Annotated in this window: 15 protein-coding genes; 9 read left to right on the top strand and 6 right to left on the bottom strand. The window is 68.4% G+C overall.

The window, feature by feature from the left end; all coding sequences use genetic code 11:
* Positions 1-51: 51 nt before the first annotated feature.
* The 3 genes from BO996_RS02835 to BO996_RS02825 are packed head-to-tail and all read right to left on the bottom strand — an operon-like array spanning position 52 to position 1,747.
* Positions 52-603 (bottom strand): VOC family protein, encoded by a 552-nt coding sequence (locus BO996_RS02835; protein WP_065344965.1) that lies wholly within the window; start codon positions 601-603, stop codon positions 52-54.
* A 12-nt stretch (positions 604-615) separates the two neighbouring features.
* Positions 616-1,002 carry an NIPSNAP family protein gene (locus tag BO996_RS02830; protein ID WP_063327853.1) on the bottom strand — a complete coding sequence of 129 codons (387 nt, stop codon included), beginning with the start codon at positions 1,000-1,002 and terminating at the stop codon, positions 616-618.
* A 13-nt stretch (positions 1,003-1,015) separates the two neighbouring features.
* Positions 1,016-1,747, bottom strand: coding sequence for an SDR family NAD(P)-dependent oxidoreductase (locus BO996_RS02825; protein WP_231574354.1), 732 nt, complete (start codon positions 1,745-1,747; stop codon positions 1,016-1,018).
* Between the two features lie 138 nt (positions 1,748-1,885).
* On the opposite strand from BO996_RS02825, the gene BO996_RS02820 reads away from it, so the two are divergent.
* Complete coding sequence (locus BO996_RS02820) at positions 1,886-2,659, top strand: IclR family transcriptional regulator (protein WP_065344964.1); 774 nt, start codon at positions 1,886-1,888, stop codon at positions 2,657-2,659.
* A gap of 60 nt (positions 2,660-2,719) precedes the next feature.
* Here the strand turns inward: BO996_RS02820 and gstA are convergent, their stop codons facing one another.
* Together gstA and BO996_RS02810 are read right to left on the bottom strand one after the other, a co-directional pair.
* Positions 2,720-3,328: a glutathione transferase GstA gene (gstA, locus tag BO996_RS02815; protein ID WP_013799958.1), complete on the bottom strand. Its 609-nt coding sequence runs from the start codon at positions 3,326-3,328 to the stop codon at positions 2,720-2,722.
* 95 nt (positions 3,329-3,423) lie between these two features.
* Positions 3,424-4,011: an NADPH-dependent FMN reductase gene (locus BO996_RS02810; protein ID WP_012201985.1), complete on the bottom strand. Its 588-nt coding sequence runs from the start codon at positions 4,009-4,011 to the stop codon at positions 3,424-3,426.
* 303 nt (positions 4,012-4,314) lie between these two features.
* Between BO996_RS02810 and mnmG the strand changes: the two genes are divergently transcribed.
* From mnmG to BO996_RS02770, 8 genes are all read left to right on the top strand, one after another.
* On the top strand, positions 4,315-6,294 hold the full coding sequence (gene mnmG / locus BO996_RS02805) for a tRNA uridine-5-carboxymethylaminomethyl(34) synthesis enzyme MnmG (protein ID WP_071953954.1): 1,980 nt from the start codon (positions 4,315-4,317) through the stop codon (positions 6,292-6,294).
* Positions 6,291-6,950 carry a 16S rRNA (guanine(527)-N(7))-methyltransferase RsmG gene (gene rsmG, locus BO996_RS02800; RefSeq protein WP_071953953.1) on the top strand — a complete coding sequence of 220 codons (660 nt, stop codon included), beginning with the start codon at positions 6,291-6,293 and terminating at the stop codon, positions 6,948-6,950. The genes mnmG and rsmG overlap by 4 nt, the downstream gene beginning before the upstream one ends.
* Before the next feature lie 106 nt (positions 6,951-7,056).
* Positions 7,057-7,671: a LysE family transporter gene (locus BO996_RS02795; protein ID WP_012201988.1), complete on the top strand. Its 615-nt coding sequence runs from the start codon at positions 7,057-7,059 to the stop codon at positions 7,669-7,671.
* Between the two features lie 13 nt (positions 7,672-7,684).
* Positions 7,685-8,455, top strand: coding sequence for a ParA family protein (locus BO996_RS02790; RefSeq protein ID WP_034397528.1), 771 nt, complete (start codon positions 7,685-7,687; stop codon positions 8,453-8,455).
* 2 nt (positions 8,456-8,457) lie between these two features.
* Entirely contained in the window at positions 8,458-9,036 is a 579-nt protein-coding gene (locus BO996_RS02785) for an RBBP9/YdeN family alpha/beta hydrolase (protein WP_071953952.1), read from the top strand.
* Positions 9,037-9,049: 13 nt separating this feature from the next.
* Positions 9,050-9,985 carry a ParB/RepB/Spo0J family partition protein gene (locus BO996_RS02780; protein ID WP_013799965.1) on the top strand — a complete coding sequence of 312 codons (936 nt, stop codon included), beginning with the start codon at positions 9,050-9,052 and terminating at the stop codon, positions 9,983-9,985.
* A 196-nt stretch (positions 9,986-10,181) separates the two neighbouring features.
* Positions 10,182-11,216: a peptidoglycan-binding domain-containing protein gene (locus tag BO996_RS02775; RefSeq protein WP_013799966.1), complete on the top strand. Its 1,035-nt coding sequence runs from the start codon at positions 10,182-10,184 to the stop codon at positions 11,214-11,216.
* A gap of 24 nt (positions 11,217-11,240) precedes the next feature.
* Complete coding sequence (locus tag BO996_RS02770; protein WP_071953951.1) at positions 11,241-12,065, top strand: methyltransferase type 12; 825 nt, start codon at positions 11,241-11,243, stop codon at positions 12,063-12,065.
* A gap of 16 nt (positions 12,066-12,081) precedes the next feature.
* Here BO996_RS02770 and sorU read toward each other — a convergent pair whose 3' ends face one another.
* Positions 12,082-12,429 carry a SorU family sulfite dehydrogenase c-type cytochrome subunit gene (gene sorU, locus BO996_RS02765; RefSeq protein WP_034368558.1) on the bottom strand — a complete coding sequence of 116 codons (348 nt, stop codon included), beginning with the start codon at positions 12,427-12,429 and terminating at the stop codon, positions 12,082-12,084.
* Positions 12,430-12,456 lie beyond the last annotated feature (27 nt).

Below are 12,456 nucleotides of genomic sequence, written 5' to 3'. Positions count from 1 at the left end.
TGCGCGCTGCGGACGTGTCCAGTGGCTTCGCTGGCCTCGCTGGCGTTGCGGCTAGCGGTCTGCGCGCGCGTAGCCGGTCTGGGCGCCGTAGAGCTTTTCGCGCTGCGACCAGTCGCGGGTCTCGTTCCACAGGGCCAGCACCTGCATGGCCTCCTGCTCGAAGACCTGGTGGCGCGCCGCGTCGGCCGTGCGTGCGGTCAGCTCCAGGCGGTGGCCCGAAGGGTCGAAGAAGTAGATGGAGGTGATGAAGTCGTCGTGGTTGGTGGGACCCACCACGTCAATGCCCCGGTCCAGCAGGTCCTGCCGGGCGCGCAGCACGGTGTCCACGTCGGCGACCTCGAAGGCGAAGTGCTGTATCCAGCCCGGCGACTCCATGTCCTTCATCTGGCCCGGGTCCCTGGGGCACTCGAAGAAGGCGATGGAGCTGCCGTCCTCCATCTCGAAAAAGATGTGTATGTGCGGGCTGTACTGGCCCGTGGAGGGCACATGGTCCTCGCCCATGGCGTGGGTGAAGCGCAGGCCCAGCACCTCGGTATAGAAGCGCACGGTCTCGGCCGCGTCCTTGCAGCGGTAGGCGGCGTGGTGAAGCTTTTTGCACAGCATGGATGTCTCCTGTCAGTCGGTGGAAAGGGGGCCGGAAGTGGACGCGGGGCCTGTGGCGCCGTGGAGCGGCTCCTGGCAGCCGCTCCACTGGGGCTGGAAGAAGGGGGCCGGGACCAGGAACTTCGATTCCTGGCTTTGCAGCAGCGGCAGCATGCGCGCCACATAGGCCTGCCAGCGTGGCTCGGCCAGCAGGCGGGCGCGGCGCTCGGCGCGCTCGTTCAGGTCCGTATAGGCCCACAGGTGGACGATCTGGTTGAGCGGCCCCGAGTCGCTGGTGTAGTAGCCGACCATGCGGCCCAGAATGCGCTGCTGCAGCTCCAGGCCCTCGGCCTGGTAGAGCGCCAGGTAGTCCCGCCACTTGCCGGGGTGGGCTGTGTAGGTGCGTTGTTCGACGAGCATGCCGTGCCTTCTTTCAACCGAGGCTGTGGCCGCCGTCGATCACGATGCGCGTGCCCGTGGCCGTGCGCAGATGCGTGGCGCAGGCGAGGATGGCCTGCGCCACATCGCCGGGCTCGACCACGCGGCCCAGCGGCGTGTGCGCGGCCTTTTTCTCCAGCTCCTGGCGGCTGCGGCCCCCGACGAAGCCCGTGTCCACGGCGGCGGGCGAGACGCAGAGAAAGCGCACCGGGCCGAAGGCGCGCGCCATGGACACCGTCAGCGTGTCCAGCGCGGCCTTGGCGGCGCAATAGGCCATGTTGCTGCCCAGGCCCGTGAAGGCGGAGACCGAGGACACGTTGACCACGGCGGCATCCTGCGAGGCGCGCAGCAGCGGCAGCAGGGCCCGCGTCACGGCATAGGTGCCGCCCACGTTGGCGCACAGGATGCGGTTGAACAGAGCGGGCTCCAGCGCATCGATCTGCGCGTGCGCGATGCGCTCGGTGAAGCCCGCGCAGTTGACCAGCAGGTCCACCCGGCCCAGATGCTGCTGCAGCCACTGGGCGGCGGTGGCGTGGCTGGCCTCGTCTTGCAGCGACAGCTGCAGCGTGTGGTGGCTGCCCGGCAGCTCCTCGCGCAGCGCCTGGGCGCGGTCGCGGCCCTGGTGGTAGCCGATCACGACGGTGGCGCCCTCGCGGGCCAGGGCCCGCGCCGTGGCGGCGCCTATGCCGCTGCTGGCGCCAGTGACGACGGCGATTCTGTCTTGCAATGGCGGATGGGAGAGTTGCATCATTCGGAAATCCGTGGCGCCCGGCCTTGCCGTGCCCTGGCCGGGCCGTGGTTGATCGGCCATTCCGATTGTTTTCAAATCGCCCGGCGGCGCCACTCAGTTGTCCGATAAACGAACATGACCTCATCGTCCGATGCCGGCTCCCTCAAGCGGGGCGTGGCCTTTCTCAAGCTGCTGGCGACCGGGGGCGCGCGCGGTTGCCCGCTCAGCGAACTGGCCGAAAAATCCGGCGTGCCCCACCCTTCGGCCCACCGCATCCTCAAGCAGCTGATTGCCGAGCGCCTGGTGGTGCACGACGCCCAGACCCACCGCTACCGGCTGGGGCCGCTGGCCTTCGAGCTGGGCCTGGCAGGGTCGATGCTGCACGACATACGCGACCTGTGCGAGCCGGCCATGGCGGCGCTGTCACGTGAAACCGAGGACACGGCCTACCTGGTGGTGCGCAGCGGATTCGAGGCCGTGTGCCTGCACCGGCTCGAAGGCGACTTCCCCATACGCACGCTGGTGCTGCAGGTCGGCAGCCGGCGCCCGCTGGGCGTGGGCGCCGGGGGGCTGGCCGTGCTGGCCGCCATTGCGCCCGAGGAGCGCGAGGCCATCATCGAGCGCGTGGCGCCCGCCCTGCCGGCCTTTGGCAAGCTCACCGATGCGGGGCTGCGCCTGGCCTGCGAGGAAACGGCCCGCGCAGGCGTGGCCGTGATACAGAACCGCGTGAGCCTGGGCGTGACGGCCGTGGGCGCGCATTTTTGCGACAGCATGGGCCAGGCCATGGGGGCGGTCAGCGTGGCCGCGCTGACCCAGCGCATGACGGCGGCGCGCGTGCGGCGCATCGCCCAGCAGGTGCGCGCTGCGGCGGCCCAGATAGAGCAGCGCATCCGCACGCGCAAAAGATAAGGGGCCGGCTGGTTCACACCAGCCGGCCCCTTGTGCCGCCGAGCCCGGGCTCGGCGCTGCTTACTTGAGCAGGCCTTCGGCCTTCATCGCGGCCTGCACGGCAGGGCGGGCCAGCACGCGCTCGCGGTAGGCCAGGAGGTTGGTCAGCTCGGAGATGTCCACGCCTACGAACTGGGCCCAGCCCGTCACGGTGAACAGGTAGGCGTCGGCCACGGTGAACTGCTCGCCCATCAGGTAGTCGCGGCCATTGAGCTCGCCGTCCACCCACTTGAGGCGGTCCAGCACGCGCTGGCGCACCACGGGCTTGTAGTCGTCGGGCGTGGCGGGGTTGAACAGGGGGCCGAAGCCCTTGTGCAGCTCGGTGCCGATGAAGTTCAACCACTCCTGAAGGTGGTAGCGGGCCATGGTGCCGTTGGCCGGTGCCAGCTTCTTCTCGGGGACCAGATCGGCCAGGTACTGGACGATGGCCGGGCCTTCATGCAGCGTGTCGCCGTCGTCGAGCACGAGGAAGGGAACATAGCCCAGCGGGTTGATGCCGTAGTAGTCCGTGCCGTCCTGCAGCTTGTGCGTCTTGGTGCTGGCCAGGACCGGCTCGTAGGCCAGGCCTGCCTCGTGCAGGACGATGTGGGGAGACAGAGAGCAGGCGCCAGGGCTGTAGTAGAGCTTCATGGTGGATGGCTTCCGATCAGGGTAAGAAAGACAAGCGCCCATGCTAACCCCATGTGCAGGGGCTGCGCATGATGGGACCGCGCTGGCGGCAGGGTTCAGGCCGACAGGCGCTGTGCAGCCCAGAGCACCTGTTCCAGCACGGCCTTCATGCCCAGCTGGTCCTGGGGTCGCTGCAGGCGGCCGGCGTCGTCGAATGCCTGGCCTGCCTGGCCGACGGCGTGGCTCACGGGGGCCAGCCAGCACTGCAGGTTCAGCAGCAGCGGCGCCAGGTGCGACTGGGCGCGCAGGCCGCCCAGGCCGCCGGGCGAGGCGCTGGCCATGCCCACGACCTTGCCGCGAAAGGGCAGGGTGCCATCGGACCAGACCGGATCACCGGCCACGGGGCTGGAAGCCCAGTCAATGGCGTTCTTGAGCAGGGCAGGGTAGCTGCCGTTGTACTCGGGCGAGCAGATCAGCCAGGCCGGGTGGCTGTGCAGCGCGGCCTTGAAGCGCAGCACGTCAGGCGGCGTGCCGCTGGCCTCCAGGTCGGCGTTGTACATGGGGATGTCGAAATCCGACAGCTCCAGCAGCGTGGGCTGGGCGCCCAGTTCGCGCGCCATGCCGGCGGCGGCGGCGGCCAGGCGCCGGTTGTGCGATTGTTGGCGGGTACTGCCCGCGAAGATGAGGATCTGCATGGCCGCCATTGCATCACAGGCCCTGCACATGTTTCTTGCAAGCGGGCCGCCCTGCGGGCGGCGGCGCGCAGCATCCTGCGGTGAACACGCTGTGTCCGCCGCACTGTTTCACGTGGAACACCGGCGCAGTGCCGGCCCGGTGGCAGGGCCGGCCGACCCCTTGCAAGGCACTGGTGCGGCAAAGGTGGGAAAATCGCGGGTTCCCCGCTGGGTTCCCCTCGCTACATGAACGAGGGCCGCCTGCCATGAGCGCCGGAGCGTGAGTGCTCCGTGTCGGGGGCTTGGGCCGGGCAGGCCCCCGGAGTGATAAGCATGTTGTACCCACAGGAATTTGATGTGATCGTGGTCGGTGGCGGCCACGCCGGCACCGAGGCCGCGCTGGCCGCTGCGCGCATGGGCTGCAGGACGCTGCTGCTGAGCCACAACATCGAGACCCTGGGCCAGATGAGCTGCAATCCCAGCATCGGCGGGATCGGCAAGGGCCATCTGGTCAAGGAAGTGGATGCGCTGGGCGGCGCGATGGCGCTGGCCACCGATATCGGCGGCATACAGTTCCGCATCCTCAACAGCTCCAAGGGCCCGGCCGTGCGTGCCACGCGCGCCCAGGCCGACCGCATTCTCTACAAGGCCGCCATCCGCGACATGCTGGAGAACCAGCCCAACCTGTGGCTGTTCCAGCAGGCGGTGGATGACCTCATGGTCGAGGGCGACCGCGTGGTGGGCGCCGTCACCCAGGTGGGCGTGCGCTTTCGCAGCCGCACCGTGGTGCTCACGGCGGGCACCTTCCTGGACGGCAAGATCCACGTGGGCCTGAACAACTACGCGGCAGGCCGCGCGGGCGACCCGCCAGCCGTCAGCCTGTCGTCGCGGCTCAAGGAGCTGCAGCTGCCCCAGGGGCGCCTGAAGACCGGCACGCCGCCGCGCCTGGATGGCCGCAGCATCGATTTCTCGCAGTGCGAGGAGCAGCCCGGCGACGGCATGCCCGGTGGTGTCAACGAAGGCGTGCTGCCCGTGTTCAGCTTCATCGGCAATGCGGCCATGCACCCGCGCCAGATGCCCTGCTGGATCACCCACACCAACGAGCGCACGCACGACATCATCCGCAGCGGCTTTGACCGCAGCCCCATGTTCACGGGCAAGATCGAGGGCGTGGGCCCGCGCTACTGCCCCAGCGTCGAGGACAAGATCAACCGCTTTGCCGACAAGGAAAGCCACCAGATCTTCCTGGAGCCCGAAGGCCTGACCACCAACGAGTTCTATCCCAACGGCATCTCCACCAGCCTGCCCTTCGACATCCAGTACGAACTGGTGCGCAGCATGAAGGGGCTGGAGAACGCGCACATCCTGCGCCCCGGCTACGCCATCGAGTACGACTACTTCGATCCGCGCTCGCTCAAGAGCAGCTTCGAGACGCGCCAGATCCAGGGCCTGTTCTTCGCGGGCCAGATCAACGGCACGACCGGCTACGAGGAGGCGGCGGCCCAGGGCCTGTTCGCCGGCCTCAACGCCGCGCTGCAGTGCCGCGGCCAGGAAGCCTGGCTGCCGCGCCGCGACGAGGCCTACCTGGGCGTGCTGGTCGATGACCTGATCACCAAGGGCGTGACCGAGCCCTACCGCATGTTCACCAGCCGCGCCGAGTTCCGGCTGCAGCTGCGCGAGGACAACGCCGACATGCGCCTGACCGAAGCGGGCCGCGCCATGGGCCTGGTGGACGATGCGCGCTGGGATGCCTTCAGCCGCAAGCGCGATGCTGTTTCACGTGAAACAGAGCGCCTGAAGTCCACCTGGGTCAATCCGCGCATCGTCACGCCCGAGGAATCGGAGCGGGTGCTGGGCAAGTCCATCGAGCGCGAGTACAACCTGTTCGACCTGCTGCGCCGGCCCGATGTGGGCTACGGCAAGCTGATGAGCCTGAACGAGGGCCGCTATGCCTCGGCCGATGTCCAGCCCGAGGTGCTGGGCGATCTCAGCGCCTCCGTGGTCGAGCAGGTGGAAATCGCGGCCAAGTACGCAGGCTACATCGACCGCCAGAAGGACGAGGTGCAGCGCGCCGCCCACTTCGAGAACCTGCGCCTGCCGGCCGAGCTGGACTATATGCAGGTGCCGGCCCTGTCCTTCGAGGTGCGCCAGTCGCTGCAAAAGCACAGGCCCGAAACCTTGGGCCAGGCGTCGCGCATGTCGGGCGTGACGCCGGCGGCGATCTCGCTGCTGATGGTGCATCTGAAGAAGGGCGGCTTTCGGGGCTTTGCACCGGATGTGACTGACGCGAAGGGCGAGGAGGCATCCGCATGAGCCAGGAACTGCGCGCTCCGCTCGAAGCCGGCCTGCAGGCGCTGGGGCTGGGCCTCACCCCCGCCCAGATCGATACGCTGATGGAATTCCAGGCCCTGCTGGGCAAGTGGAACAAGGTCTACAACCTCACGGCCGTGCGTGATCCGCAGGAAATGCTGACCCATCACCTGCTCGACAGCCTGGCTGCCGTGCCGGCGCTGCAGCGCCATCTGGCACAGATGCCTGCGCGCGAAGGCCGCACCGCCATGCTGGACGTGGGCTCGGGCGGCGGCCTGCCTGGCGTGGTCTTTGCCATCTGCTGCCCGCAGATCGACGTGCACTGCGTGGACACGGTGGGCAAGAAGGCCGCCTTCATCCAGCAGGCGGCGGCCACGCTGCGCCTGCCCAACCTGCGCGGCATCCACAGCCGCGTGGAGCAGCTGACCACGCGCTATCCGCTGATCAGCTGCCGTGCCTTTGCCTCGCTGGTGGACTTCACCAGCTGGTCGCGTCAGGCGCTGGAGGAGGGCGGCACCTGGCTGGCCATGAAGGGCAAGCACCCCGACGATGAAATCGCCGCGCTGCCCGCCGACGTGCAGGTGTTTCACGTGGAACCATTGAAGGTGCCGGGCCTGGATGCCGAGCGCTGCATCCTCTGGCTGCGCGTTTGCGCCTGATTTTTTTACCGAATGGCACACTGCCGCGTTGCGGCGGGGCCATGTTCCACATGCGCTGGCCATGGCCCTCGCATAAACTCCCAGCTTTCATCGCTCAGGGGTCAGCATGTTCGGCATCTCCGATTTCAGCGCATTCGTTGTTGCCATTCTTCTGTTTTTGCTGATTCCGGGGCCGGGCAATCTGGCGCTGATCACCTCCACCGGCAAGGGCGGCATACGTGCCGGAATGGCGGCCTGCGCCGGCGTGCTGGCGGCCGACCAGGTGCTGATCTGGATGGCCGTGGCGGGCGTTGCCGCGCTGCTGGCTTCCTATCCCACGGCCTTCCATGCCGTGCAGTGGCTGGGCGCCGCCTACCTAGGCTGGCTGGGTTTCAGGATGCTCACGGCCAAGCCCGGCGACAAGCCCGTGCTACACATCGAGCCGCGCCACTACTTTCGCCAGGCCGGCCTGATCACCCTGATGAACCCCAAGTCCATCGTGTTCTACATGGCCTTCTTCCCGCTGTTCGTGGATCCCGCAAGCCACCAGGGCCTGCTCACGTTCGCGGTGATGGCGGCCACGGTGGCCGCGCTGACCTTTCTCTATTGCCTGATCGTGGTGCTGCTGACCGCGCATCTGGCCGAGCGCATGCGCGCCAATCCTGCGGTTTCCCGGGTTCTCGAAAAGACTGCGGGCGTGTTCCTGATCGGTTTTGGCCTCAAGCTGGCCATCGCCAAATAAGCGTGTAAATACCATGGCCAAAATCTTCTGTGTCGCCAATCAAAAGGGCGGGGTCGGCAAGACCACCACCGCCGTCAACCTTGCAGCGGGCCTGGCCAAGGTCGGCCAGCGCGTGCTGATGATCGACCTGGACCCGCAGGGCAATGCCACCATGGGCTCGGGCGTGGACAAGCGTGCGCTGGAGCTGTCGGTCTATGACGTGCTGCTGGAGAACGCCAGCGTCAAGGAAGCCGCCGTGCGTTCCGATGCCGTGGGCTACGACGTGCTGGGCGCCAACCGCGAACTCAGCGGCGCCGAGATCGAGCTGGTCACCCTGGAGCGCCGCAACGATCGCCTGAAGGGCGCCCTCAAGGCGGTCGATGCCGACTACGACTTCGTGCTGGTGGACTGCCCGCCCAGCCTGTCCATGCTCACCTTGAACGGCCTGTGCGCGGCCCATGGCGTGGTCGTGCCCATGCAGTGCGAGTACTTCGCGCTCGAAGGCCTGACCGACCTGGTCAACACGATCAAGCAGGTGCACGCCAACATGAACCCCGACCTGCAGATCATCGGCCTGCTGCGCGTGATGTTCGATCCGCGCACCACGCTGCAGCAGCAGGTCAGCGACCAGCTCAAGGAGCACTTCGGCGACAAGGTGTTCGACACCGTCATCCCGCGCAACGTGCGCCTGGCTGAGGCGCCCAGCTATGGCGTGCCCGGCGTGGTCTTCGACCCGGGCGCCAAGGGCAGCAAGGCCTTCATCGATTTCGCGCACGAGATGGTGCGCCGCATCAAGAAGATGTAGCCATGCAAGGTTCACATGAAGCGGCAGGGCAGGGCGTGCCGACCGGGTGGGCCGCCGAGGACGTCTGGCTGCTGCCCGGCTGGCAGAACTCGGACGCCGATCACTGGCAAAGCCGCTGGGAGCAGCGCCACGGCTACCGCCGCCTGGAGCAAAACGACTGGGACCGCCCGCTGCGCGGCGACTGGAGCGCCAGGCTGCAGGAGACGGTGCTCGACGCGCCGCGCCCCGTGGTGCTGGTGGCGCACAGCCTGGGCTGCATCCTTGTGGCCTGGTGGGCGGCGCATTCGCCGCTGGCCGCCCGCAAGGTGCGCGGCGCGCTGCTGGTCGCCCCCGGCGATACCGAGCAGCCCCAGCTGCGCGAGCAACTGCCCGGCTGGTCGCCCGTGATGATGCAGCGCCTGCCGTTTGCCTCCATCGTGGTCGGCAGCGACAACGACATTTACTGCAGCGCCCAGCGCGTGCAAGCCATGGCCGATGCCTGGGGCGCACGCTTCGTCGACGCAGGGCCTTCGGGCCATCTCAACACGGCCAGCGGGCTGGGCGACTGGGACAGCGGACACGCGCTGCTGGCATCGCTTTGACAAGGACAACACCATGGTGACCAAGAAACCCAAGGGACTGGGACGCGGGCTGGAAGCCCTGCTCGGACCCAAGGTCCACGACAAGGAAGAGGGCGGCGGCCCGGTGGCCGAGACCGGCCTGCCCAGCATCCTGCAGCTCGACGTCATGGTGCCCGGCCAGTACCAGCCGCGCACCCACATGGACGAGGGCGCGCTCTACGAGCTGGCCGAAAGCATCAAGGCCCAGGGCATCATGCAGCCCATCCTGGTGCGCCGCCTGGCCAAGGGCGACCACGCCGGCAAGTACGAAATCATCGCGGGCGAGCGGCGCTTCCGTGCGGCCCGCATCGCCGGCCTGGCCGAGGTGCCGGTGCTGGTGCGCGAGGTGCCCGACGAGGCCGCCGCCGCCATGGCGCTGATCGAGAACATCCAGCGTGAGGACCTCAACCCGCTGGAAGAGGCCCAGGGCCTGTCGCGCCTGGTCAAGGAATTCGGCCTCACGCACGAGCAGGCGGCCCAGGCCGTGGGCCGCTCGCGCAGCGCGGCCACCAACATCCTGCGCCTGCTCAACCTGGCCGACCCGGTGCAGACCATGCTCATGGCCGGCGACATCGACATGGGCCATGCGCGCGCCCTGCTGTCGCTGGACCGCGCGGCCCAGATCACGGCCGGCAACCAGATCGCGGCCAAGAAGCTGTCGGTGCGCGAGGCCGAGGCCCTGGTCAAGAAGATCGGCGCCGACTTCAGCCTGGTGCGCCAGAAGTCCAAGAAGGACGGCAAGTCGCGCGACATCAAGCGCGTGGAAGAAGAGCTGTCCGACCTGCTCATGGCCGATGTCGAAGTGCGCATCAAGAAGTCCGTGCGCCGTGGCGGCAAGCTGCAGGAAATGGGCGAAGTGGCGATCCAGTTCGGCTCGCTCGATGCGCTCAACGGGCTGATCGAACGTTTGCGCGGCGATGCACCCGAGTGATGACAACAGCTTGTAACCGTCTGTGATCTGTCGTTCTCCAGCAAAGCAGCGCTTTTTCGCAAGGGTGAATCCCGGTATATTTGCGCGCTGTTATGCGGGGTAATTGTGTGTAATCGCTGACTGGCGACGCTGCCAGTGCGTGGATGCCCATTGCCCTGGCGCTGATTCACCTAGACCAGACCAAGAGGATTACAACGTGAAGAAGTATCTTGCCCTGACTGCCATCGCTGCCGTGGCGCTGACCGGCTGCGTGACCACCGACATGCGCATGGGCTCGCCCGAAGCCAAGACCGTGGCCACGGGCGCCGCAGGCGGTGCCAGCGCCGAGAACGCCAACACCGAGCTGGAGCGCTGCGACTCCTCGCTGGGCACCATCTCCCTGGTCGAGAACCAGACCGCGGGCTGGTACACCATCCTCACCCAGCAGTACCGCCTGCCGCCCACCTCGCAGCTGCTGCGCCTGATGATCCAGCAGTCCAACTGCTTCATCGTCGTGGAACGCGGCGCGGCCGGCATGGGTGCCATGGCGCGTGAGCGCGCGCTGATGGACTCGGGCGAAATGCGCGGCGGCAGCAACCTGGGCAAGGGCCAGATGGTGGCCTCCGACTACGGCCTGTCCCCCGAAGTGATCTTCAACCAGAGCGATGCCGGCGGCATGGGCGGTGCCATCGGCGGCCGCGCAGGCGGCATCTTCGGCGCGCTGGCTGCGGCCACCAAGACGCGCGAGGCCTCGGTCATGCTGGCCCTGGTGGACAACCGCTCGGGCGTGCAGGTGTCGGCTTCCGAAGGCTCGTCCTCCAAGACCGACTGGGGCGGCATGGGCGCGCTGTTCGGCGGCTCCGCCGGCGCCTCGCTGGGCGGCTACACGCGCACGGCCGAAGGCAAGGTGATCGCCGCCGCCTTCATGGACGCCTACAACCAGATGGTGCGCTCGCTGCGCAACTACAAGGCGCAGACCGTCAAGGGCCAGGGCCTGGGCGGCGGTGGACGCCTGGGCGTGGACGGCGGTGCCGCACCGTCGCAGACATCGGCTCCGGGCGCCAATGCCGCCGGCATGTCGCTGCGCGCCGCGCAGCAAAAGCTCAATGCCCTGGGCTACACCGCAGGCACGCCTGACGGCTCCATGGGCAAGAACACCCAGAACGCCCTGCGCGAGTTCCAGCGCGACCAGAGCCTGCCGCAGACCGGCCGCCTCGACCGTGCCACCTCGCAAGCACTGCAACAGCAATAAGCGGCTCCCGGCCGGAGGGCGCGCATGATGCGGCGCCTTCCCTGGCCGGCCTCGGCCCTTCTTGCCTGGGCGGGCGCCTGGCTTGTCTACGCCGCGCTGCAATCGACTCTAGGGCCGCTGGCCGCCTGGCTGGCGGCCTGTTTTTTGGGCGTGCTCGCCAGCCTGCTGGCCACGCCCTGGTGGCGGCGCCTGGCCGTGGCGGCGGGCTTTCCGCTGTCCTGCCTGATGCTGTGGGGGCCGGGCGGCCTGGCCGCCATCAGCCCCTGGCTGTGGCTGGCGGCGCTGGGCCTGCTCACCCTGGTCTACCCGCTCAACGCCTGGCGCGATGCGCCGCTGTTTCCCACGCCGACCGATGCGCTGCAAGGCCTGGCCGATGCCGCGCCGCTGCCCGATGGCGCCGCCGTGCTCGATGCCGGCTGCGGCCTGGGTGACGGCCTGCGCGCGCTGCGCGGGCAGTACCCGCAGGCGCGGCTCAACGGCATGGAGTGGAGCTGGCCGCTGCGCTGGCTGTGCGCGCTGCGCTGCCCCTGGGCCCGCGTGCGCCGCGCCGATATCTGGCTGGCCGACTGGAGCGGCTACCAGATGGTCTACCTGTTCCAGCGCCCCGAAAGCATGGGCCGTGCGGCCGTCAAGGCCGCCACGGAGCTGCCTGAGGGCGCCTGGCTGGTCAGCCTGGACTTTGCGCTGCCCGGCGTGGAGCCCTCCTGGCAGCGCCAGGGCCCGGGCCGGCATAGCCTCTGGGTCTACCGCATGCCGCTGGGCGGTGCCGGCGAGGCCGTGGTGCATGTGCCCGAGCCCGAGGAGACGCCCTACGAAAAGGCGCGGCGGGAACTGCAGGAACGCCGGTGACGGCTGTGCGTGGCGCCTACTTCTTCGCGCTGGCCTTGCTCACATAGAGCGACAGCGCGGCGATATCGGCCTCGCTGAGCGTGGCCTTGAACGAGGGCATGGCGCCTATGCCGTCGCGCAGGGCACGGGCCACGCGCGCGGCGTCGGGCTTGAGCTCGTCGAGCACGGGGCCGATGGCGCCCTCGGCACCCGCGTCCTTGAGCGTGTGGCACAGCGCGCAGGCGGGCGTGGCCGTGGCGAACAGCTTCTTGCCCAGGGCCATCTGGGCCGCTTCATCGGCAAAGGCGGGGGCGGACAGCAGCGCGCTGCCGAGCAAAGTGCTGCCCAGCAGGGCAGTGTGGATCAGGTGTTTCATCGTGAACATGGCAATGGGGGTACGGGCCCGCCACGG

Origin of the sequence: Delftia sp. HK171 (assembly GCF_001886655.1) — a bacterium.
GTDB lineage: Bacteria > Pseudomonadota > Gammaproteobacteria > Burkholderiales > Burkholderiaceae_C > Comamonas > Comamonas acidovorans.
This window is presented reverse-complemented; position numbering and strand designations above follow the sequence as displayed.